The organism is Paenibacillus sp. JL3B1040 (assembly GCF_057063165.1).
Genome location: NZ_CM169317.1, coordinates 2,404,846 through 2,426,608, shown reverse-complemented (window position 1 = coordinate 2,426,608; position 21,763 = coordinate 2,404,846). Strand labels below are relative to the sequence as shown.

Annotated in this window: 25 protein-coding genes and 1 tRNA gene; 4 read left to right on the top strand and 22 right to left on the bottom strand. The window is 39.4% G+C overall.

Features of this window, described 5'->3' with window-relative positions; genetic code table 11:
* Positions 1-54 precede the first annotated feature (54 nt).
* Together ACZF99_RS10805 and ACZF99_RS10800 are read left to right on the top strand one after the other, a co-directional pair.
* On the top strand, positions 55-1,008 hold the full coding sequence (locus ACZF99_RS10805; RefSeq protein WP_483606406.1) for an IS110 family RNA-guided transposase: 954 nt from the start codon (positions 55-57) through the stop codon (positions 1,006-1,008).
* The gene (locus ACZF99_RS10800) at positions 1,002-1,295 is read left to right on the top strand and encodes a hypothetical protein (RefSeq protein ID WP_483606408.1); all 294 of its coding nucleotides are present in this window, start codon (positions 1,002-1,004) and stop codon (positions 1,293-1,295) included. The genes ACZF99_RS10805 and ACZF99_RS10800 overlap by 7 nt, the downstream gene beginning before the upstream one ends.
* Before the next feature lie 124 nt (positions 1,296-1,419).
* Here ACZF99_RS10800 and ACZF99_RS10795 read toward each other — a convergent pair whose 3' ends face one another.
* The 7 genes from ACZF99_RS10795 to ACZF99_RS10765 all read right to left on the bottom strand — a co-directional run bounded on the left by ACZF99_RS10795 (position 1,420) and on the right by ACZF99_RS10765 (position 7,311).
* On the bottom strand, positions 1,420-1,758 hold the full coding sequence (locus tag ACZF99_RS10795; protein ID WP_483611621.1) for a type II toxin-antitoxin system PemK/MazF family toxin: 339 nt from the start codon (positions 1,756-1,758) through the stop codon (positions 1,420-1,422).
* 7 nt (positions 1,759-1,765) lie between these two features.
* A complete protein-coding gene (locus ACZF99_RS10790; RefSeq protein ID WP_483611619.1) occupies positions 1,766-1,954 on the bottom strand; it encodes a hypothetical protein in 189 nt (62 codons plus the stop codon).
* Between the two features lie 226 nt (positions 1,955-2,180).
* Complete coding sequence (locus ACZF99_RS10785) at positions 2,181-2,837, bottom strand: hypothetical protein (RefSeq protein WP_483611617.1); 657 nt, start codon at positions 2,835-2,837, stop codon at positions 2,181-2,183.
* A 103-nt stretch (positions 2,838-2,940) separates the two neighbouring features.
* Complete coding sequence (locus tag ACZF99_RS10780; RefSeq protein WP_483611615.1) at positions 2,941-3,528, bottom strand: hypothetical protein; 588 nt, start codon at positions 3,526-3,528, stop codon at positions 2,941-2,943.
* A 405-nt stretch (positions 3,529-3,933) separates the two neighbouring features.
* Positions 3,934-5,256, bottom strand: coding sequence for a phage portal protein (locus ACZF99_RS10775; protein ID WP_483611613.1), 1,323 nt, complete (start codon positions 5,254-5,256; stop codon positions 3,934-3,936).
* Positions 5,257-6,888: a terminase large subunit domain-containing protein gene (locus ACZF99_RS10770; protein WP_483611611.1), complete on the bottom strand. Its 1,632-nt coding sequence runs from the start codon at positions 6,886-6,888 to the stop codon at positions 5,257-5,259.
* Positions 6,889-6,930: 42 nt separating this feature from the next.
* A complete protein-coding gene (locus ACZF99_RS10765) occupies positions 6,931-7,311 on the bottom strand; it encodes a hypothetical protein (RefSeq protein ID WP_483611609.1) in 381 nt (126 codons plus the stop codon).
* 303 nt (positions 7,312-7,614) lie between these two features.
* Here ACZF99_RS10765 and ACZF99_RS10760 point away from each other — a divergent pair, with 303 nt between their 5' ends.
* Entirely contained in the window at positions 7,615-8,973 is a 1,359-nt protein-coding gene (locus tag ACZF99_RS10760; protein WP_483605564.1) for an IS4 family transposase, read from the top strand.
* Here ACZF99_RS10760 and ACZF99_RS10755 read toward each other — a convergent pair.
* The 14 genes from ACZF99_RS10755 to ACZF99_RS10690 all read right to left on the bottom strand — a co-directional run bounded on the left by ACZF99_RS10755 (position 8,956) and on the right by ACZF99_RS10690 (position 19,608).
* Entirely contained in the window at positions 8,956-9,918 is a 963-nt protein-coding gene (locus tag ACZF99_RS10755; protein WP_483611607.1) for a hypothetical protein, read from the bottom strand. The genes ACZF99_RS10760 and ACZF99_RS10755 overlap by 18 nt on opposite strands.
* Complete coding sequence (locus tag ACZF99_RS10750; protein WP_483611605.1) at positions 9,915-10,103, bottom strand: hypothetical protein; 189 nt, start codon at positions 10,101-10,103, stop codon at positions 9,915-9,917. The genes ACZF99_RS10755 and ACZF99_RS10750 overlap by 4 nt, the downstream gene beginning before the upstream one ends.
* Positions 10,100-10,312, bottom strand: a complete 213-nt coding sequence (locus ACZF99_RS10745; protein WP_483611603.1) for a hypothetical protein — start codon at positions 10,310-10,312, stop codon at positions 10,100-10,102. Before ACZF99_RS10745 ends, ACZF99_RS10750 begins: the two co-directional genes overlap by 4 nt.
* A gap of 273 nt (positions 10,313-10,585) precedes the next feature.
* Complete coding sequence (locus ACZF99_RS10740) at positions 10,586-11,470, bottom strand: SU10 major capsid protein (protein ID WP_483611601.1); 885 nt, start codon at positions 11,468-11,470, stop codon at positions 10,586-10,588.
* A 30-nt stretch (positions 11,471-11,500) separates the two neighbouring features.
* The gene (locus tag ACZF99_RS10735; protein ID WP_483611599.1) at positions 11,501-11,914 is read right to left on the bottom strand and encodes a hypothetical protein; all 414 of its coding nucleotides are present in this window, start codon (positions 11,912-11,914) and stop codon (positions 11,501-11,503) included.
* A gap of 165 nt (positions 11,915-12,079) precedes the next feature.
* Positions 12,080-13,384, bottom strand: a complete 1,305-nt coding sequence (locus ACZF99_RS10730) for a hypothetical protein (RefSeq protein WP_483611597.1) — start codon at positions 13,382-13,384, stop codon at positions 12,080-12,082.
* Between the two features lie 354 nt (positions 13,385-13,738).
* Positions 13,739-14,419 (bottom strand): hypothetical protein, encoded by a 681-nt coding sequence (locus tag ACZF99_RS10725; protein ID WP_483611596.1) that lies wholly within the window; start codon positions 14,417-14,419, stop codon positions 13,739-13,741.
* Positions 14,420-15,099: 680 nt separating this feature from the next.
* Complete coding sequence (locus ACZF99_RS10720; protein WP_483611594.1) at positions 15,100-15,510, bottom strand: hypothetical protein; 411 nt, start codon at positions 15,508-15,510, stop codon at positions 15,100-15,102.
* Positions 15,511-15,921: 411 nt separating this feature from the next.
* Positions 15,922-16,629, bottom strand: a complete 708-nt coding sequence (locus ACZF99_RS10715; RefSeq protein ID WP_483611592.1) for a hypothetical protein — start codon at positions 16,627-16,629, stop codon at positions 15,922-15,924.
* A gap of 128 nt (positions 16,630-16,757) precedes the next feature.
* Positions 16,758-16,997 (bottom strand): hypothetical protein, encoded by a 240-nt coding sequence (locus ACZF99_RS10710; RefSeq protein ID WP_483611590.1) that lies wholly within the window; start codon positions 16,995-16,997, stop codon positions 16,758-16,760.
* Positions 16,998-17,009: 12 nt separating this feature from the next.
* Positions 17,010-17,942 carry a tyrosine-type recombinase/integrase gene (locus tag ACZF99_RS10705; RefSeq protein ID WP_483611588.1) on the bottom strand — a complete coding sequence of 311 codons (933 nt, stop codon included), beginning with the start codon at positions 17,940-17,942 and terminating at the stop codon, positions 17,010-17,012.
* A 384-nt stretch (positions 17,943-18,326) separates the two neighbouring features.
* Positions 18,327-18,587 carry a hypothetical protein gene (locus tag ACZF99_RS10700; RefSeq protein WP_483611586.1) on the bottom strand — a complete coding sequence of 87 codons (261 nt, stop codon included), beginning with the start codon at positions 18,585-18,587 and terminating at the stop codon, positions 18,327-18,329.
* 69 nt (positions 18,588-18,656) lie between these two features.
* On the bottom strand, positions 18,657-19,424 hold the full coding sequence (locus tag ACZF99_RS10695) for a GNAT family N-acetyltransferase (RefSeq protein WP_483611584.1): 768 nt from the start codon (positions 19,422-19,424) through the stop codon (positions 18,657-18,659).
* Positions 19,425-19,534: 110 nt separating this feature from the next.
* Positions 19,535-19,608 (bottom strand) — tRNA-Pro (locus ACZF99_RS10690).
* A gap of 428 nt (positions 19,609-20,036) precedes the next feature.
* Here ACZF99_RS10690 and ACZF99_RS10685 point away from each other — a divergent pair.
* The gene (locus ACZF99_RS10685; RefSeq protein ID WP_483611582.1) at positions 20,037-20,948 is read left to right on the top strand and encodes a polysaccharide deacetylase family protein; all 912 of its coding nucleotides are present in this window, start codon (positions 20,037-20,039) and stop codon (positions 20,946-20,948) included.
* On the opposite strand, the gene trmD is transcribed toward ACZF99_RS10685, so the two are convergent.
* Positions 20,938-21,762, bottom strand: a complete 825-nt coding sequence (trmD, locus tag ACZF99_RS10680; protein ID WP_483611579.1) for a tRNA (guanosine(37)-N1)-methyltransferase TrmD — start codon at positions 21,760-21,762, stop codon at positions 20,938-20,940. The genes ACZF99_RS10685 and trmD overlap by 11 nt on opposite strands.
* Position 21,763: the final 1 nt, after the last annotated feature.

The window sequence follows — 21,763 nt, the reverse complement described above, 5'->3', positions numbered from 1 at the left end:
TCATGATTCAGGTTGTCCCGCTGGTTCATAAATCCCGTAAAGGAGTTGAGTCTCATGATGGAAGCCATTCTCGAACGGTGTGCCGGTCTGGATGTCCATCAAGAAACGGTTGTCGCCTGCGTGTTATTCGGGACACTAGATCAGTCTCCCAAGATGGAGATTCGTACGTTCGGAACGATGACTGACGAATTGCTTTCTCTTGGCGAGTGGCTAACGGACATGCAGTGCACGCATGTCGCCATGGAAAGTACGGGCGTTTTCTGGAAACCCGTGTGGAACGTCCTCGAAGCCTTTGAACTCGAACTGTTACTTGCGAATGCCCATCACATTAAGAATCTACCCGGTCGGAAGACTGACATGAAGGACGCCGAATGGATCGCTAAGCTTTTGCGTTGCGGATTGATTGAAGGAAGTTTCGTACCGCCGATCGCAATCCGGGAATTGCGCGATCTGACTCGTTATCGCAAGAAGCTTGTTCACGATGCCACCGCAGAGAAGAATCGAATCCATAAGCTTCTCCAAGATGCCAACGTCAAACTGACGACGCATATGTCAGATATCTTCGGTACATCCGGACGCATTCTACTGCAGAAGGTCGTTGACGGTGAGGTCATCACTCTGTCGTTCCTAGAGCAGCACATGAAAGGAACACTCAAGCATAAATCCCCGAAGCTTCTTCAATCCCTAAACAGCAGACTTCGCAAGCATCATCGGGATCTCATTCGCATGTCTTGGAACCATCTCTTGTTCATCGAACAGTCCATTAAAGATGTAGAGCAAGAAATTCGAGAACGCCTTGCTACAAAACAGGAAGCAGTGGATCTTCTTGTGACCATCCCCGGCGTTAACGAACAAGCGGCCTCCATCATTCTTGCTGAGATTGGCACTGACATGAGCCAATTTAAGAATGAACACAGTCTCTCCGCATGGGCCGGTGTAAGTCCGGGAAACCATGAAAGTGCGGGTAAAAAAAACGGCAACGAGCCCGATCCGGAAACAGCATGTTAAAAGCTGTGCTATGCGAATGTGCGTGGGCTGCTTCCATGACACGAAACACACGATTGTCTGCAAGGTACTGGTCGTGGGTGAAACGCCTCGGCAAGAAGAAAGCCCTAGTTGCACTTGGTCATACGTTGTTACGCATTATCTACCACATGTTGCTCCACAAACGTCCTTATTTGGAGATTGGCCCTGATTACTTGGACCGCTATAAATCCGAGAGTCATAAGCGCAAACAATCTTTAATGATTAAGCAGCTTGAAGCTGAAGGTTACATTGTGACTCGTACTGCATAACATCCGTATCTACCACCCCTCTAGGACTGCCGAATCGGTAGCCCTACTTTGTTGTGCATATTTTCGGCGTTCTCACCCACTTTGATTTTCATAAAAAAAAGCCACTCCGATTTGGAGTGACTTTTCAATCTTCATCTAGGAAATTATTCAATGCAGTGAATACACTATTATAATCTTCTGGGTGAAGACTCCCTTTACGATTCAAAATTTGATTTTCATTAACGACTACTAATTTCGAAACTCTCGCAGTAGATTTCATTTTAAGCTTTGCATGATTAAAGTGAACGATAATAGTATCAAATGGATCATTATCTCTTGGATCATGTTTTGTAACTTTAATTATTGCGACATCGGGCAAATTAACATCTGCAATAATTACTGGTCTTTCGATGTATTGATTCGGATTTTCCTCAAGAGGAAATCTTGCATACCATACATCTCCAATTGTAAATTGACGTTGCATTATATAATTATTTAGAATCCTTTATTGTTGCTTTCCATCCAAGTTCTTTTCGATATGGATCACTTTTGGTTGAAACAGTATATCCGTCTTTATTGCGTATTGTATTTTTATTAGCTTTTTCCCAAAGCTTTGCCCGATTAACAATGGGTGATTGAGCTGCAATCTCCATATCTTTTTCATCTCCTTCGTTACCCAAGACATTCACCTCCAAGTAATTTTACTTGGTAAAAGTTATGTCCTCTTTGGTGATTTTAATACTTATATTAGGTATTACCTGCAATTACATTGTATCATGTAACACATAACACGAACAGTATGGAGTTGGAAAAATTATCATGGAGATTAGCGTTCATAAGTTATGAGATAAAATTAAGCATCAAGAGAAAAAACCGCCTAAATTTTGGCGACTTCATTCAACTCATTTAAAACATCCCTTTAGTGTCTATATAAAAGGAAAGATTTGTCGGTATATTTTTTTTATATAGTTTGAAATCCAATCTCATATTTTGTGTTCCTGCTGTGATGGAAGAAGAGAGTTCAGCATCTCCAGTAATCTCTTCACCTTGTTGTATGGGATCGTCTAAAAATCGCTTCACTTCATAACTAAAAGAATCGTTTATAGGTATAAATGAATATAATTGGCCTCCAAGCGTGTAATATTTTCTCCCTTGAACATTAAAATCAGCTGTAATTCCTGTCAATTCAAGTTTAATACTTTGAGTAGATTCATTTTTTACCGTAATATTCAAGGTTACTTTATCGCCATTCTTTTCTAATGAATTCAAAGTAATTTCCACACCGTCTTGAGTCTTACTTAACGGTAGGCTTTCATACTTCTCTATCTGGATAGTACTTCCGGTTGTTACTGAAAAACCGGTCTTTTGAGTAAACTCTTTTAAGGGTATGTATAGTCGATCGTTAATAGAAACAATAGGATCGTTGAATTTAGTTTCAGTTCCATTAATAATAATGTTGCTTTTAATTGGAATAGCCTTTAAAAAATCTGCTGCATAAGAAACCCCACTAAAGAAAACTGCACCGCAAAGAAAGGCAGAAACAATTTTGATCTTATTATTCATTTCCTAATTCCTCCAAACCTAGTATTTTCCACATCATAATACCATTTTCGACAAAATAGGTCTATGGGGTTAGACGGAAAATATGGTTAGTGGTCAACAAGAACTATGTATACAACTTACCTAGAAAATTTACTTGAGCTTCATCTATTATCTTCTCATATTGATTTATATGCTCGTTCAAAACCACTAGAATATTTTTTAAATAAGGAGTCAGGCTTTCACTTTTAAAAGCTTCATTATCATAGTTATTTATTATTTCTTCTTTGGCCTTAAAGACTACTTGATCTAGCTCTTTTTTTTGTAATTCCAATGTATAGATGTCTTTTGCATGGCCTTTTAGTATCACTTTTCTTTTTTGATAGTAAGACAAGACACTATAATAATTTTCCGAGGATGCATTTGTCAGATCCCATAACTTATCATTCATTTTACTCCATGTCTCAACTGTCTCACCATAAATGAAGATTGATAAATTGAAATCACTGATTAGTGCGCTGAATTTTTGAAGATTGATTTTCGAATTGACTAACACCTCTATAAATTCATCACTTGTTTTTAGATTAAGTTCTCTTTTAAACTTCTCCTCATCATTTTTCAAATTTGCCTTTCGAACACGAGAAACATTAATAAAATTAATTATAACTGCCAAAATTGAAATAACTATTGCTATTAACGAAGCATCAATTTTCATTAATATCTATCCTTTTCAATTTTTTGCTCATGTGTAAATCGGTATGCTCGGGGCCTTCATTTCAAATTTGGGGTATCGTTTATATTCCCGCATTCCTTATAATGATACAAATAGTACAAACCGGCAACTAAAATTGATCAAATTATCTTTAAATAGTAAAAAGTCGCAAAAATAAGACCACTAACTACACTAGATTGTGTTCCAAATACCATACAACATATCTTGTATAGTATCTAAGACCAAACAAGGCCGGGAAGGATATAGATACAAAATAATTTACAAATTATCATTAAAAAACGAAGTTTTAGCACCCAGTACGGTACATATTAGCACCTGGTGCTAATATGTTATAGTAACAGGCGCGTGTTTGTTGACCAACACTATCACCTACATAATCCACTGATATCAATGGTTTAGGGTAAACTGTTCAGATTTTAATGTTCCTTCGTCTATCAATCGTTTACGTTCCAGTTCCTTATCTACACTGAATGGGCTATTCTCAATAATGGTTTCTACACTAATTCCATTGATCCCCTTCAACGCTACCATATTTGTTATGATTTCAGTTGTATTTGCTGGCTTGGCAGTCATAAAAACAATATTAAGTTTCTGGAACCCTTTGTTATCAACTTGAATGCCTTTTGCTTCAAGTAATCTGCGCATTTTCCTCCAACGCTCTATGAATCCTCTCTTTAGCTGCTTGATATGAGTTGCAGCTACATTTTCAGCGCCTTCAAACATCATACTGATTGCTTCCGTTGAAACGTTGCTAATGGTACTATGATTAATCGCTACAGACGGAATGCCTGCAATTGTAATGAAATCAATAAACAACTTTCCCATTAATTCCTTGAATGACTGATAATCAAGTCTAGGACTTATCATCTCTGCCCTACTATCTAAGTCCATACTTACACCTTGACCAACGATTGAAGGAAACATATTATATTCATCCGTTCTAGCTCCATATGTAAATAAAATCGGATTATGATGCTTATAAAATGTATCGCTGAATTTTGATATATTGCTTTCGTAATCGTCTAACAATGGTATTAACTTAATCAATTCAGATTTGCCATATGTATGGTCTAACTCGTTATTACCCTTATAATGAATCGGTAATCCAGAAGGTGAATTATATTCCGCTATAAGTCGCTTATCACCGCCTATATTTGAATAACTTGTTACCTTCAAGCCATCATATATATTCCAGTAACTGATATTATCTATCGTAAAGTGTTCAATAAACCCTATCATCTCACTTGTTGCCGGAGAATAGATTGGATATGCGTCTTCTGGTGGAATAATCTTACTTTTTATTGTCTTTTCCGAATCGCAATAAACATACTCATAGGCATTACCATACTTTATTAAATCGCCGAGAATCATCGCATCTGTATCTTCATAGAATCCAGCATCATACACCTCTTTAAACTTATTTGTTACATCTTCGGACGAAGAAGCAAGTGTTGGCGTATTCCTCAACAAGTAATTTGTATGAAAATCAATCACCAGGTTAATGTAATCAATCATTACACCTTTGGGTTTATATTCTTTTCCGTTGTAAATTTCTACACTCTGATTAGTAATTCTATGACTCCCGTCTATATACTCACGTAAATCTAGGATCTGATTAATTCGCTGGTAATTTCTAACTTGGTTCGTTTCTTCCACAAACCAATCTGATTTACCTTCATAATAACTTGATATGTATTGATTTAGATTCATTTATCGTACCTCCTGCATATAGTTCCAGTCGCAATATTGGATCTTCTTCGCCATTCCAACAAAGGTTAAAGCGGTAGCAATTACGCCATCATCATGTAAATTTGTTCCTCTTTTATTACCGAGCTTGCCATCTTTATCCTGAAATATCATCATTTGTTCGAGTATCTTCTTTGTATGAATTAAAACTTGTTCCTTGCTCATCAGTTCAACCAAATTATTAATCATCATTTGTTTACTGATCGCTGTAGGCTGAAAACCAATTACTGATTTTCTCTTACCTTCATTAAATTTCCTATCACGATGAAGATTCAAATATCTATACTCGTTCTTCAATTTATCAATGACGCTGTTCCCGTTACCTGTATCACGCTCTATAGTCAAATAGGCCATATTATAATAGGTCGCTATTTCATGGACAATATCAGCAAATTGCCAAGGTTTTACCTCGTTTGATGAAAACGAACATACTTCCTCATTGTTTGAATCAAACACAACAATAAAACTGTCATCATTGTTACCACCATTTCCCCCGGCGCAATCAACACCAGCCCAATATCTTTCTGCCCTCTTTGGAGTATGATAAACAAGCAGTTCCCTTCCTGCATACCTTGCAAGGTTAGGAAGTTCAAGCTTAGTTTTCTCTTTTGATACTGGAGGTAACACATAATTTAAACGTTGAATTAACTTCTCTTTATCGAATAATGATTCAATTTTCCCCAAAAATGCTTCTTCTGGGACTGTGGGGAAATTCTCTTTAAATTTTTGAACGCTTCCCTTGTAACGCTCGATCATAAAACGCCGCCACATTAGCTGGCGATAAGTTGCTCCATGCTTTTCATATAGCGTCTTTTCTTCCTTGTCCAGATCATCAAATGTTAGCCGTTTTCCTTTATTCTGATTCTTATAATGTTGTTCCGCTTCATCAAGGTCACTTTTAAACAATTCAGCATATCCTTTTGATAGCCAATTAAAAAACAGTGGTTTCCAAACGCTATTTTTATCCTTCCATGCTTTAAGAAATAATTCCTGAAATAGTCCAGGCAACCCATAACCGGCAGATTCGATCAGCAGCACTGCTTCGGGGTTCTTCGCAAGAGCAGCAATTGAAGTAGATAATATTTCTTCCTGTGCTTCCAAAGGATATTTACTCATCTCAGAGAGGTGAATCATCTGGAATGTATTTCCTGAAATGTTATCGCCACCAGTTGCCGTTGATATAATTATTCTACTGCCGTTGTCTAATTCAAAGACTTCTCTGTTATTTAAATGTTCTTTCGGGAATAGGTTTGGATATTTTTTGTGAGGGAGATAGGCATACATCTTCTTTAATTTGCGAAAAAGTGACTTACTCACATCTGCATGGTGAGTGACAATAATATAGTTTGATTCTGGTCTAATAATCGCACTATGGAGCATCTTTGCCAAACCGTAGGTTGTTCCACCGATCTGACGACCTTTTAGCAAAATTGTATTTTTTGCTAGACTATCATTTAATTCCTTTTGTTCAGGATGAAGGATAAAGGGAACCATTTCATTTTGTGAGTTTGGAACCTTAATAAATCGATGTGCAAACAATTCAAAATCCTGCATCTTATCTTTCATTTTTTTTGTTCGTTGTTTATCAACTACCATTTAACCACCTTCCAAATAAAGAAAGAGCAGCATTAATACTGCTCAATCATCCCAATCTTCATCATCATCAGTTTCAAACCCTTTTACTGCTTCCTTCGCGAATACTTTTATTTCCTTACCCAACTGCAGAAGCATCTTAATACTTTTTTCGTCGCCCTCTTTTGCTTTTATAGATAGCGAATCATAAATTTCTTCTAAATCGGTATCAAAACGAGTATTCAATAAGATAGCTACCAGATTCCGATATTCCTCTGTTTTTTCCCATGCAAGGAATCCATTCATAGTTTTACTTCCAACCATTTTCAAGAATTCTGCTTCACTTTTAGGTTTTTTTGTTTGATCCCAATTAAGATTAAATTTCCATAGAAAATAGAGGCGTTTCTTGTTTGGAACGCCGCCTTTTAGCGCTTCATATATATTCATTTAGGTTTTCTCCTTATGTATTTATGCAAAATCATACTGTTGTGCGGAGACATTTACCTTGCCATCTGCCGATAAACTAATATTCCTAGCCGCATAAGCGGTTATGTCACCATCCGCAGTAAGTTCAAACTTGCTACCATTAGTTACTCAACTTTCGCACAGTCAAAAATAGTATAACAGTACGTGTAGCTTAGGTTTGAAGTCAATTGGGTTGTTGGGTTGACAAAAATAGAAAAACACCGCTTCGTTTGGTAAAGTGAAGGTGACTAGCAATCACTACCACACAGAAGAGGTGTCTTCTCTATGATAGATCAAAATCAACCATTCGATCAACTGCCAAACGAAATCAAACCTGCTTTTCAGGAACTAAAGGTGCTCAAACACTTGCGCGACGCAGGTTTCAAAAAGAAATTTGGCTTCACGTGCGCCTATCTATTCCGCCTTGTGTTTGTCCTGCTGTTTCATCAGAAAAACTGGTTCCGTCTCTTGGAAAGCAAGAAAGGCGAAAGGTTCCCGAGTAAAGACACGGTTTATCGTTTCTTGAATCATAGCGGTTATGCTTGGCGCCGGTTTTTGCTCGCGCTCAGCGGTGACACGATCGCTCGAATGGAACCGCTGACCTCGTCCAGCCGGGAGACGGCCTTCATCTTCGACGACTCCATGTTTGAACGTAACCGAAGCAAGGCCGTGGAGATGCTGGCACGCTTTAAAGATCATGCCACAGGGGCTTTCTACAAAGGCTTCCGCATGCTGACCACGGGCTGGTCGGACGGCCATTCGTTCGTCCCCGTAGACTTTGCGCTACTGAGTTCAGCAAAGTCCGGCATCACAGGAATGGCAGACAGGATCGACAAACGAAGTCACGGTTACAAGCGTCGGCAAGAAGCGTTTGGTTCGGCTCCGCAAGTCATCTTAGCCATGCTGGATCGTGCGTTAAAAGCCGGTATCTCGGCCTCGTACGCCTTGATGGATAGTTGGTTCACGCATGCGCCGCTTGTTCAAGAAATCCTCCGTCGCGGGCTACATGTGATCGGCATGGTCAAGAATGACAACAAGCGCTATCTCGTAAACGGGCAGCGGCTCAGTCTGAAGGAACTATACGCCGTGGCCCCGCGTGTCGAAGGGAAGAACCGCAACATTCTTCGCCTGATCCGAACACAGCTCGCTCCGGGAATCCCGGTGGTGATCGTGTTTGTCCGCCATCGTTCCAAGAAAAACGAATGGCTGGCGCTGCTTTCCACCGACCTGAGCCTGGCGGCTTCGGATATCATCCGCATTTACCGGATGCGCTGGGACATAGAGGTATTCTTCAAGTGCACCAAATCGCTGCTGCGGCTGCAAAAGGAATTTCAAGGCCGTTCCTACGACTTGCTCATCAGTCACACGACCATTGTGTTTTCGCGCTACATTCTGCTCGCTTGGCAGCATCGGCAAAGTACGGACGCCCGTTCGTTCGGTGGTCTGTTTTATTTGCTTTGCGACGAAGTCGGTACGCTAGATTGGGCCTTGGCCCTGCAGCAACTGGTCGATTTAATCCATGAGATCGCCACCAAAGCCGGGAAGAAATTTTCGGCTCTCATTCAGCGTCAACTCCAGCAGTGGATTGCTGCTTTGCCCAACTACATTAAGGCTTACTTGCCGATTTCATGCTGCGAAAGTTGAGTTAGTTAGTACAATCTTTACCGATCCTTGATCAGCTTCAATTTCATAATTTGTGGCGGTCATATGTATTTTGCTGTTCTCTGATTTTATCAAAATCTCATCATCCATTAGGCGAACCGAACGTTCGCGCGCATAATTACTTGTATAATACAGCATATCATAGCTTCCGCTTGGCTTAGATAGGAATCCCTTCCCGCTCATCGGTTGACCGGCCATAGATGGATGAATAGGGTTATCAGCCCCAAAGTCCTTTTGTCCGTCCCCTTCCCCGCAAATCATTACAGGGAAGGCATCGTCACCACTACCTACAAAAGAATAATGATTTTTGATTTTCTCTGGTGCTGCTTTCTTAATCGTTGCCGGTTCTTTAAGTGGAATTTCTGGAGTTTTTCCGATTTGATTCTGTGTGAGGTGATAAACATAAATCGAATGTCCTACACCCTCATCAGCTACAGCTTCATATATTGGGATAAAGAAATCAGGGGAAATTACAGTGGTTCTCAAATCAATTTGCTGACCAGCAAGATTCATGTTTTTCCCATAAGCCATAAAGTTAATCTTATCATTGCCGTATACTCGATTGCTGGGCATAAAGTTAAGCCAATTGTTTGTGTATTGTATGTAAGCTCTTCTCGACTCGTCAAATCCGTATTTGCTAAATGCTAATTCGTCGCCATCTTCGGCAAAGAAAGAAAACAATTCTTGGCCGATTGAAGTTAACTTTTCAAAACTCCTATCTGACTGTGACTCAAAATTTATTTGTAATTTTTTAACCAGATTCATATCACCGCTAAAAAAGTAAGCTTCGCCATCAATAATGATTAGCTTATCATCCGCAGTTACATCAGTGTTGCGGTATTGCTGACCGTCACGGATAAAACTTACTGCGGTATCTACGGCTATATAGTGCTCTCTTGCTTTTGAAGCGCTAATACATAAACTCATAGAATCACCTCAAAGCTTGCAATCTCGTCAGCCTTAATAATTACCTCTGTGCCATCTTCATATTTATATTCTAGATCCTCACCATCTAAGACAGCTTTAACAGTTAGTTCGACCAAATCGGATGTGTATTTTTCAAACCCTGTTGTCTTAGTTCCGTTTTTCAATGTAAAAATAATATTTTTCATTCTTCATCTTTCCCCTCTATATAGTCAACTTCAAATCCTTGCAACGCATTCCGATACACTAAAAAATGTCTTTCACCTTCCTGAAAATGAAAGGATGATTTACCACTAGCGTTTACCATAAAGTCAGTAAAATCCATTACTATCTCTTCGTCTGTGTATAGTGTTTTGGGTTTATCTTTATTTTTCATCCAAAGTTTGATTGTTTGCATATTAACCCTACCCGTTTTTATTGCTGACAATATAATTTACATATTTTTCATACTGCGCTTCCGATAGATTCAACTTACCTGACTCATGTTGAGATATATAACTAGCAGTTATACCTAATGCTTGGGCGACATCAATAAGTTTAATTCGCTTTCGTAGCCGCTCAAGTCTCCATTTGGAACGTTCATCATACACTTCATTCACTTCCTTATAAAATTATTAAGTATGTTTGAGATAAAAAGAGAGTGGGATTAACCCACCCTCACGATTATGTATTAGCCGATGTCCAATTGAGCAAGCTTTTTCGGGCTTGCTACATACAATGTAGCTTCTGCGACAACAAAGCCCTCTGAAGCGTCTCCTTGCTTGCCCAATGCTTGAAACTGAGGTTGTCGCAGATATTCAATTTTCAAGTCATTTGGGTCGAAAATAGTCATCTTATTAGCATCTGCAAACGGTGACAAAAGCACATCCACAGTACCATACGATGTTTGGATTCTGTTGAGCACCAAGCCATATGTATTAGTCTGTGCGACATAATGATAAGCATCTTTATAGAGTTTATCCAATTGGTTTTTGATCGGTGCGTTTACAAGTGCATAGTATGAACCGGAGCCGTTATTAATCCATAGCTTCTGCACTGTAGCTACAATGTCATCTTCAGTCACAACTGTTGGAGTGGCTGCTGTCACAATATTAGCGGCATCAACCCAATTCTCGGTACCTTGTAAACGTCTAATGTAAGGTGCAGTTGATCCGTCATTTTTAGTACCAGATACTAGCTTGCGTTCGAGAGCAGTTTTTAACTCTAACAAACGGTCATTCGTCTCTTGGGAAAATTGATTACTGATGCCGTTTCCAGACATTGCTTGTGCAGTACCTGATAGGGAAACCCCTTTTTGAAAGATTTCTGCTACGTTGTTCAGTTGAGCGCGCCCAGACTGATAGAATTGGATATCCTTATTACCTTCCACGGCTCCGATATCGTCGGTATCATCTAATGTAACCTCTCGCCATGTATGGACTGGTGCATGGATCTTCCCTACTTTTCCTAAAGCCATTAGGAGGGAAGATAGCGGAGTTTGTTGGATTCCCAATTTCGTAATTTCTCGGTCTAAAGATATGATTTCATCCTTGAGAAAATTTGAAGATTTAAACATCAATTAATCATCCTTTTTATGTATTTATATTTAACCAAACAATTTTGATAGTTTAGCGTTAATCATGCCTACAGTATCGTTTTTACTCGCAGCCTGTTCATATTTACTTGTCTGCCGATGCTGGTCAGGCACGAAACTATTATCTAGTTTTCTAGCCTGAAGTACTGCATTAAGTTGATCAATCTGCTTAGGCAACTCTTTTTCGTCTTCGAAATTTACCAAATCAATAAAATCATCAAGGTTAGCAGCTTTCAATTGAGATACAATTTTTTGGTGACTAAGTTCAGCCTTTAAGCGTGCAATTTCCTTATCTTGTTCACTTTCCTCTTTAGGTTTAAATTGGAGCAAGCTGTTAAGCTCAGCAATGAGTGGCTTTAAATGCTCATCCTCCCATTTCGCCTTTTCACCGTCCAGGAATTGTTGAATCTCTTCTGTAATTTCCATCTTTCTTTACACCATCCTTTAAAGTTTTAATTTAAAAAGTTAAGTCAAACAGGCAAAAAGAGACACCCCATGATGGAGTGTCAAGAGAGGTTTATACATATATGCTACATACGTTTACAAGGAAGAAGGCAAAGCTTCCTTATACTATATATAAATCTTTTTTTTTCAAAACCCGACATTTTTATCAAAATAATCACTTATTTGTTTGGAGATCGTATTCTTCAACATTCTATTCATTTTTTCGGTTGTCAGATCGGCATAATCATGGTTCTGTTGCAAATATTCTATGTTTAATTTATTTGTGCTTGAATTATGTAGAAAAGCATAAACAACATCACTATGTACTTGTTTCATAAAATTTATTTTTTCTAGGTTTTGTTGAAACTCTGCCAATATGGTATAAATTAAACTACCGGTTTGATCTTTATATTTGACCCATAAATCAAAGTAATTTAGTATCAGTCCATGTATATGATTTTGGTCAGTATAATCTAAGTTATTAATGATTTTATCGTTAACTACTCCAATGTAATCTGAATCCACAACTTCTTTTCCTTTACTCCTACTTACTTCGTTGCTCTCTAAGATTTTCAACTTCTGCTGCAACTCGTTAGCAATGGTATATAGCATTTTCTGCTGGTAACTACCTCTTTGCAATCGCCTAGCAATCGCTCTGATTTGCTCCATCTCATCGTATGTTTTTCGTTGTTCATCTGTCATTTCGTTGTAAGGTGTATGTAGTTTGTTTACATCTTTCCAGTTGGCTGCAAGAGGATACTTTTTACTTGGCTTATCTAGGATCTTGCAACTTTTATCCATCCATACCGATATCTCATCTTGTTGCGGATTGATAATGTCATCAACACAAAAATCATCATCTTCAAAATCAACGTGCTTTAACATATCTTCGATGCGTTTAACCCTATCATCAAACTCTTGCTGTTTATTTCTCATTTTTGAGTTGATTATGTAATTAGCCAGGAATTCCATAATGCTAAAATACTCGGGTGAATATTGTTTAGCTTTATATCTACTATGATAATGTGCAAAGAAATCATCAACATAAACAGTGTCGTATTTATTTATTGATTCATCCCCATAATGCCGTTTTAAGTCGCCAAATTGAGATTTAAATATATATTCTAAGATATTAACCCTTTGTTCTATGTCTGCTATGTTTTGGTTGTATTTTATATATGTACGAATCACCTTGTACACATAATCAAGTGGTGCAGGGACGAAGAATATGTAATTTGGTAGGTCAGCTAGTTTCCTTTTGCTGGATCTCTCAATTAACGTTGCACATCGTTTTTTAACTTCATCAGGAACCAGATCAAAGGATACTGGAATCCATTGTAATTTAACGTTCTCTTCTGGTGTAAGTGTTCGTAATGGCTCATGATCAGGATTGGTTTTCTCGAAATAATTCTTATAAATATTATAGCGGTATTGTGTAGCTGGGCTGTTCAATATAGTCTAAATCTCCTTTTAATTTGTAATAAAGTTGCCGTTTCTTCTTCTTCATCTTTATTACCATCCTTTTCTCATAAGAGTTAATTAGGTGGGACTTATCTGGTTCGCCCTTTCAGGTAATTTCATAATTCAAAATAGAATAAAATAATAAATCCATCAAAAACATAAAATTCAAGCGTTAGCGCAACGATTTCCAAAAGGAAGCAAGCTACGCGCGCGCCCTTTTAAATACTGTATGTATATTATCTATATTATCTAGTTATCTATTATTACTACCTACGGTAAACAAATGGACGCACAATTTTTACTAGACTAATTCATATTCTTTACTACATAACTACATTATTTTTACTAGGACAAAGCACTTTCTTTACTATTAGCTTTTTGAAGCAACTTATCTATATTTTCCCACCAGATATAGTAATGATTATTATAACGTGTATGAGACAAATTGCCTTCTTCATCATATTGCCAATAGATATTTTGCTGCTCAACCTTCAGCAACTTCTTTTGCGTTAAAGATTTATGTACCTTGATTATAGTTGGTTTGGTCATATCAAGTTCATGAATCATTCGAGTGTCAATTCCGGCAAAACAAAATAATCTATTGGCTTTGTTATTATTTATAAAAGATTGGATGTAATATAAAAATCTAACTTCTTTAGTACTTAAAACTCCATCCTTTAATAAGTACAGTATCTTTATTGGGAGGCGAGTAAAATACTCTCCCTCTTTGCGGTTGTCAGTATCAAATTTTATTCGGTTCAATTCAATATGTACCGGCTTGTTCGGAATTCTTTTCCCTATTTCTTTTGTTATGTAATTTAATAAAAACAAATTAGCCAGTGAGTTATTAAGCTGTTTATCAGATAAACCTGTATATCTTCTCATTTCATCTGATGACACATAAAACGAATATCCTTTAAGTTCAAAAATTTTCAATTTTAAAAACAATATTAATGCAAATGAATTTGACGTTACCTCCGGATCTCTTACTGTTCCGGTCAAAATATTAATTGTTGCTTCTGCCAATACATTTGTTCCTCTCTTAATTTAGTTTTATTTGCACTTTTCTACATTCCAACCCTCTCTAGATACCATATAAGAAAAATTGTATGGTATCTACGCTTGCATTCCTTATTTATATGTGTTATATTATCAATGTAAGATTGATCATCTTATAATCACCTCCAAAATAGTATTAATATAAATATATCACCTTCTTCGTTTTTTGTGAAGAGGGTTATACTAATTTTCTTTTTAATATGGAAACCATTTACTTGCTATATATTCACAAATAGAGTTAAAATGTAAGGGAAGGCGGGACGGATTAACCGCCCCATTCCATTGGGTAAATGCTTTCTAGTTGTGGCGCTTAGCCTTGGCGTAGGCTTTGCGCTTTTTCTTTTTGCGGTGCTTTAGGTTGCAAGTTTCCGTTTCTCCCTTCTCAATTGTGTAAGTTCCCCCCTGATTTCTAATCTTCTCTCCTTTGTTGTTTGCCTGTTTGATGCTTCCTTAACAAGATAACTCATTGTTAAATTAATTGACTTAATTGGATCAAGCATAAACAGCACTCTCCCCTAAAAATGTCATAATTAATATTTTCAATGATCGATATATATCAAGGCCATTCCTAGATGTCTGGCTCGTGGCGGATATCCGCGACCATCCCGGCATAAGCCGGTAGGTTTCGTCCTTATCCAAGGTACTCGTCAGGCGGTTAGATACAATAAGGATGTCATAAATGCCTTTTGGGGGTTATTTAACTTAAACTGTATAAAATTATCTAAAGTTTTACCGGATTCATTGAAGCGAAAAATTTTAGCCTGGTTAATTGGTTCATTAAAAAGTTTTTCTAAAGCCTGCTTAATTGGCATGTTGGACAGTTGCTCAACTGAACCATATGTATGGTGGTAACTTCCAACATTCTTCGCCAACTCCATCATTTTTAATGTTTCTTTGGGATCTCTCCAAAGTTGCTGGGACTCATATTGTTCAATAAATTTACAACGATCTGAATTATTCTGCAGGAAAAAATTAAGACTCTCTATTACGATAGTTGCTACCTCGGGGTTGATCTCGCAATGTTCTAGAATTTGGCTAATGGTAATTTGGTTTGTCATAATTTCATTCTCCTTTGAATTCAAAGTGAAATCTTATGTGTTCATAATAATCCATTTTGAATTCATTGTCAAGATTTTTGTATTCATATTCACCACTTTTAAATTCAAATTCATTGCTTCTGAATTCATTTATGATATAATTAATGTAATTTCTTTCTACGGAGGGATTAGCGCTTGGAGGAAAAAGAAGCGAGAAAAAGTGTAATGGTCTACGAATCAACCAAAAACCGGCTACAGGAAATTAAAGATGAATTGAAATTATCGAATGAAAGTGATGTTTTGACCTATTTGATAAGTCTTTATGAACATTCAACCCACATACCGAAACAAACACAGGATAAACTAATTAAATTACTTAAATGAAAAAGCCCACTCCGAAGGAATGGGCTTGAATTGTTCCAACCTATAATACTATTCATTTTTTTGCTTAGCTTCGTACTTTTCAAGTACAGTTATTAATCTTTGTCGGAGCTTCTCAAACAAAGCTTCTTCGTCTACACGTGTTGAGAGCCATAACTCCCTATACTGATCCGCAAATGCTAAAAATAATTTACTATCATCTTCAGTTGGTTCAATATCTAATATTTCAGACATGATTTTTTTATTTTTGATTTTTCTCATGAGATCAATGTAGATTTCACTTAGTCTTTTTGATGCTAACTCGCTAACTAAATCTTGTGTATATGGCAGACTAGGAACAATAGTTATAATTTTGGGATTAAAGCCTCTCTTTACTTTTATTGGCTCACCCTTCACTTCACTAATTCGAACTCTTATTTGATATAGGCCATCAAGTTCTTCTCCTTGTATTGCTGCACTAACTATGTTTAGTTCAAAACTGCTAGTAAGTATCTTATCCGCTTTATCTAATTGAAAATTGAGCAAATTATACATTTTATCTTTTGTTGTGTCATTAGTTCTCTGGATATACTCAACAGGTAGTTCAATTATTTCTAACACCGGATCCCTAAGTGTATAAACATTATAACTTAATGTTAGATTATAGGTTCCCTTCGCATCAAAGGAATCTCCAGAAGGGTCTATAGCCTCTTTGATTCTCTGGTCTAGGTCAAGATCAAATATGCTGGTGTTTTCCAAAAGATAATCCCATTGCTGCATGGTATACCTACTTTCTCATAGATTTAACAATATTATTATAGCATGATGTGATCAATATGTATAATTATGTTTAATTAAGTAAATATATACAAATACCCACTCCTAAAAATGGAGTGGGCTTATATTATTTATATGGATTGTTTAAACGTGACAATGGTTTTGTCAATCTGATACCTTATATCCTCAATTTCCTGCTTTATAGCCATTTTACGCTCTGGGGTAGTATCTCTATCAATTGCTAGTTTAACTAGCTCTAAATGCCTTCTGGAGAGTTCCAGCAGCTTATCTGCTGTCTCATCGTCCATAATCCAGATTAGGCGACCAAGTGACAATTGCGAGTCCATTAAATCAATTAGTGGGGATGCCATGTTATCACCCCCTTAAATGTCCATATGTTGGAGAGGGTTGTACTGATCATTCAATTTTCTTAACTCAGTACCAAACAAATTTACATATCGTTGTGTCATGGCAAGTTGTTTATGTCTAAGCATTTTTTGAAGGCTTAGAGCGTCTCCACCATTCATTAGGTAATTTTTGGCGAAAGTATGACGGAATGTGTGTGGGCTACATCTGACGTCCTTAAAATTCATATCCCTTTTTAAACGCTTGAATATTGTTTTTACAGAATCAACCGCCAATTGTGTGTTGTCGTCTGTTACAAATACATATTCTGATGTTTGTTTAAAGTTCTGTTCGCAGAACACCTTAAACTCAGCAAGTTCTTTAACAAGTTTTTCAGTGATCGGAATAGACGACTGTTCACGCTTTTTGCCATATAGGACAATCACGCCATTAACTAAATCAACATCGTTCCACTTAAGATTAACTGCCTCGCCCAGTCTCGCTCCACTTCCAAGAAAGAAAATTACCATACAGTAGTTACGGTAAGCTGAAAAGGAACTATACTTGTCCTTGCTTCTGCGGTAGTAGTTAAGGATCTGTTTTATGTGATTTTCGTTAAAAGTTTGAATTTGAATATCCTCTTTTGCAAACATTATTCCTCTAATTGGGTTTAGTTTTGCGGATTGAATTACTTCTTCCCTTTCCAAATAGTTAAAGAATACTTTCAAGGTGTGCAGCTTAGAATTAGTTGTTGTTGGGTTGTTCCCTCTTTCCTCACGGCAGTAAAGCAGGTAAGAACGAATTGTTCCAGTGCGTACATCTTCAACATTTACTATTTCATTATTAACGGCATACTCTTGAAATTCGTTGAGAGTCATCAGATAACCATTAATTGTCTTTGAAGATAAGTTCCGATATTTTACGTCATCATGGAAATCCTTAACAGCAAATTTCAGTAACAAAAAAACCACTCCCTTTTCAGATTTGTGGTCAGAAAAGAAAGTGGTTCATGATTCAATAAGCAAGTTCACACATGAACGCTATCTTATTCACTTCATAAAAATGCCGAAATTCATTGATATGATTGGCATTGTTGTAAATATAAGTGGCAGTAGCTGTAATCAAACTTCCACTCAGGTGTTCATGCCTCTTCCGAAGAACCTCTTGTTCTCCTTCATCATCCGCAGCGGACCACCGAATTCACAACAAATTGAATTTTATCATAATTCCATAGGCATCGCAAGGAAAATGTACAAAGAAACACACCAGCTGTTCATTCGCAAGCCGCCTGTTTTTATCCTATCTCGATGACGGCAAAAAAATGCCTCCAATCCTTGGAGGCAAACGTTGTATCTTTAGATTAATGCGATGGCCAGCAAGGTGAACAAACTGAGCGTTAGAATCTCTTCGTTAGCGCCATAGGGGCCGTAACCGTAACCATAGCCGTAAGGCGGTATAAACGCCGAGGTATGCGCCCGGCCTTTCGCCGATCTTTTCAAATAAACGTTCTCCCGGTCCACCTTCACGATCGTACCTTCATATACGCCGCCATCACGGGTTAATATGCGAACCTTCTTGTTCATACAGTGCAAACAGTTATAATAAGCCTCTACCATTCCCCTCGTTCCCCTTCCTTTTACAAGCTACTGCATAGTATGAGGACATTGGACGAACGGTATGGGCGACTACCGGTTAAATGCCGCGACAAACTCGCTATCTTTCGCCGTCATCTCGACCCAAGCCGGTCGAAAACCGCTTTTCAAGGCATTTCGCACCGATTTCAGGTTCGACCAGGCGGCGCAGTAAAATGGTACCTTGCCCCGCTCAAGAATCTCTACCGCCAAACGACTCGTCAAGGCTGAAGCAATGCCCTTTCGGCGATAAGGAGGCAAGACGTCGACTCCGATTTGCCACATCGATTCGCAATCCGCGGAGCATCCGGCTAACCCGATCAGGTTGTCGTCGTCATAAGCCGCGACCGCCAGGACATCGAGATGTTTTCGTTTTTCGCATAAGGCATTGCTCCACTCCGCTGTATACAAACCGGCAAAAGCGTCAGGTCCCAAAATCCGTGTCTCGTAATCGCACTTTCCGGCCTTCAGCAACTGAACATCCGGAAGAAAATACTCGGCCATAAAGCAGATCCGCCGGTTTCTGCGTTGAAGCTCATCGTTCAGCACATGCAAATTCGGAGTCTCAAAACAATGCTCAATGGAGTACTTGTTGATATAGGATTCTACGACATCGCGGATCTCCGGATGAACGGAGGCAACAATGTTATTTCCGTAGGAAATCAAATGGCAATAAAAGGGCAAGGTCAAGTACTTTCTGGCCCCTGGATGCTCCGAGGATAATATGACCTTGTTTATTTGTTGGCGAAAATCTTCTGCACGGCAATTCGCATCGATCGCGGATTGCCGCATGGCGATCTCCCATATCTCTTGATTTGTCATAGACATCAACCCTCGTTCCGTTCTTAATCCCTTAAAGTATACTTGCCTTGCAAAAACAAAGAAACAGACAAAATTCACGTTGAATTTGTCTGTTTCTGGGTTTGCTCTGATCGGAGTAGCGGGATTCGAACCCACGGCCTCACCCACCCCAAGGGTGCGCGCTACCTGACTGCGCCATACCCCGACAGCTATGCGCGGAGGTCCCGCATAAAAACAACGTTCGTCCATACGTACGTCCAGCGGTCAACAAACGCGGTAATCGTATTATACCTTATAAGGGTACTTCCCTGCAATATTTAGGTGCGCACCCTTGCGCTGGAATTTCGCTAAAAGTAACGTGCCCCCGTCCTCGTCTTAACGTTTTCGACCGCGAAAATAACGGTGCCAAGCGCAAGGTCAACGTCCGTCTTTTGAGCGCCAGGACTTCACCAATCCGTCGGATTTCCTGCTGGGTCAGCCGCCTTCTTTACCCACTGCGTCCATATAATCGCAAAGTCGCTTGGATTTCCGCGGTTTGCTTTCATTTTGCAACCAATTCGTAACCCACATTTTTCTATTCTATGTAAAATAGATATGTTGCACAATTAGATAGGATAGGAGTTTATCAAGCTAATGAGAAAAAGAATCTTTCAGTATGCATTATTCTCACTGGCCATTCTTGTGCTGATTTATGCGGTGGCGGTGAACCATCCAAGCACCGTATTGTCACGCAAGACGTGCACCTCATGGGGCATGGTCAACAACACGATATTCACTTTAACCCATAATAAACATGAGGTATACCCTAAGCTGCCCAAAGGCTTTTCCGTTGCGCCCGGTACAGCCGAGCAAGTACCCGTGCTCATGTATCACTACATCACACCGAAGAAATACAATAAGTATCCGGACAACAATGCCATCATCCATTTGGAAGCCTTTGAACAAAATCTCGACTATCTGCACGACCACGGGTACTATACGGCTTCGTTAAGCGAACTGGAGCAATACGTCCGAGGACAGATTTCCCTGCCGGCCAAAAGCGTCGTCATAACGTTTGATGATGGATATCAGAACAACTATATTTATGCCTACCCGATTCTCAAAAAATACGGATATAAGGCAGCCATTTTTGTCGTTGGCAGTATATTGGAAGAGCACCCCCAAGCCTTTGATCCCGCAAAAAAAACGTATCTATCGAAGGAAGAAATGGAATCTGCGCGCGATGTCTTCGAGTTTCACAGCCATACTTACAATCTTCATTATAAGGGCTATGAGATCTGCGGGGTAAAGACAGCCGCGGGGCAAGACCCCGCCCTAGTGGAAAAAGATATTGCCCTAATGAAAGAAAAAGTGGTCGACTCTCCTTACTTCGCCTACCCATTTGGAGAGAAAACCCGGCAAATGATTTATCATCTCCAGGAAAACGGTTACCGAATGGCCTTCACCGTCCGCCAGGGCTTCGTAAAACCCGGGGATCGGTTGATGACCTTGAATCGACTGACGGTCACCTCGAACACTGACATGGAGAAATTGCTCAATCCTTGATTTCCGGAGGATGAGTTTTTAGTTGCTCCAGCCATTTCAAATCCTGAGACGATAATTCCAGCTTCTCCAGCAGGTCCGGGCGGCGCAAAAGAGTGCGCCGAAGCGCTTCTTTTCGCCGCCATTCCTCAATATTGGCATGGTGCCCGCTCAGCAGAATATCCGGCACCTTCCAGTCGCGAAATTCGACCGGGCGCGTGTAATGCGGGTATTCCAGCAATCCGGTGCTGAACGAATCCGTCACCGCGCTCGTTTCATTGCCCAATACGCCCGGCAGGAGGCGCGTGACGCTGTCGATCACGACCATCGCCGGCAGCTCGCCGCCAGTCAGCACGTAATCGCCGATCGACAGCTCATCGGTGACCAGATGCTCGCGAATCCGTTCGTCATAACCTTCATAATGGCCGCAAATAAAGACAAGATGATTTTCTTGGGCCAACTCTTCCGCCTTCTTTTGCGTAAACGTCTCGCCCTGCGGACACATCAGGATAATCCGCGGCGGACGGACGGACGCGTTAGACGCCAGGCCGGGATCAACGCCGGGGGCCTCTTCCCCCGATGAACCAACCGCATCCTCGCCGACTTGCCGACCGAGCAAATCCTCGACGGCGCGGAAGATCGGTTCCGGCTTAAGCACCATCCCGCCGCCGCCGCCATAAGGCGTGTCGTCGACGCTCCCATGCTTATTGCCCGAATAGTCCCGAAAGTTGATCGCGTTGAACGAAACGATGCCTTTCTCCCGGGCTTTGCCGAGGATGCTGCTGCCGAATACACCGGCAAACATCTCCGGAAACAGGGTCAATACATCCACCCTCATC

Bases quoted from the DNA above. Each gene is read 5' to 3' on its own strand.
- ACZF99_RS10775 (WP_483611613.1), bottom strand. From the start codon at position 5,256: ATGAATCTAAATCAATACATATCAAGTTATTATGAAGGTAAATCAGAT.
- ACZF99_RS10685 (WP_483611582.1), top strand. From the start codon at position 20,037: ATGAGAAAAAGAATCTTTCAGTATGCATTATTCTCACTGGCCATTCTT.
- ACZF99_RS10800 (WP_483606408.1), top strand. From the start codon at position 1,002: ATGTTAAAAGCTGTGCTATGCGAATGTGCGTGGGCTGCTTCCATGACA.
- trmD (WP_483611579.1), bottom strand. From the start codon at position 21,762: ATGAGGGTGGATGTATTGACCCTGTTTCCGGAGATGTTTGCCGGTGTA.
- ACZF99_RS10795 (WP_483611621.1), bottom strand. From the start codon at position 1,758: ATGCAACGTCAATTTACAATTGGAGATGTATGGTATGCAAGATTTCCT.
- ACZF99_RS10740 (WP_483611601.1), bottom strand. From the start codon at position 11,470: ATGTTTAAATCTTCAAATTTTCTCAAGGATGAAATCATATCTTTAGAC.
- ACZF99_RS10735 (WP_483611599.1), bottom strand. From the start codon at position 11,914: ATGGAAATTACAGAAGAGATTCAACAATTCCTGGACGGTGAAAAGGCG.
- ACZF99_RS10805 (WP_483606406.1), top strand. From the start codon at position 55: ATGATGGAAGCCATTCTCGAACGGTGTGCCGGTCTGGATGTCCATCAA.
- ACZF99_RS10770 (WP_483611611.1), bottom strand. From the start codon at position 6,888: ATGGTAGTTGATAAACAACGAACAAAAAAAATGAAAGATAAGATGCAG.
- ACZF99_RS10745 (WP_483611603.1), bottom strand. From the start codon at position 10,312: ATGCAAACAATCAAACTTTGGATGAAAAATAAAGATAAACCCAAAACA.
- ACZF99_RS10715 (WP_483611592.1), bottom strand. From the start codon at position 16,629: ATGCAGCAATGGGATTATCTTTTGGAAAACACCAGCATATTTGATCTT.
- ACZF99_RS10710 (WP_483611590.1), bottom strand. From the start codon at position 16,997: ATGGCATCCCCACTAATTGATTTAATGGACTCGCAATTGTCACTTGGT.
- ACZF99_RS10700 (WP_483611586.1), bottom strand. From the start codon at position 18,587: ATGGTAGAGGCTTATTATAACTGTTTGCACTGTATGAACAAGAAGGTT.
- ACZF99_RS10760 (WP_483605564.1), top strand. From the start codon at position 7,615: ATGATAGATCAAAATCAACCATTCGATCAACTGCCAAACGAAATCAAA.
- ACZF99_RS10755 (WP_483611607.1), bottom strand. From the start codon at position 9,918: ATGAGTTTATGTATTAGCGCTTCAAAAGCAAGAGAGCACTATATAGCC.
- ACZF99_RS10695 (WP_483611584.1), bottom strand. From the start codon at position 19,424: ATGACAAATCAAGAGATATGGGAGATCGCCATGCGGCAATCCGCGATC.
- ACZF99_RS10720 (WP_483611594.1), bottom strand. From the start codon at position 15,510: ATGACAAACCAAATTACCATTAGCCAAATTCTAGAACATTGCGAGATC.
- ACZF99_RS10780 (WP_483611615.1), bottom strand. From the start codon at position 3,528: ATGAAAATTGATGCTTCGTTAATAGCAATAGTTATTTCAATTTTGGCA.
- ACZF99_RS10750 (WP_483611605.1), bottom strand. From the start codon at position 10,103: ATGAAAAATATTATTTTTACATTGAAAAACGGAACTAAGACAACAGGG.
- ACZF99_RS10765 (WP_483611609.1), bottom strand. From the start codon at position 7,311: ATGAATATATATGAAGCGCTAAAAGGCGGCGTTCCAAACAAGAAACGC.
- ACZF99_RS10785 (WP_483611617.1), bottom strand. From the start codon at position 2,837: ATGAATAATAAGATCAAAATTGTTTCTGCCTTTCTTTGCGGTGCAGTT.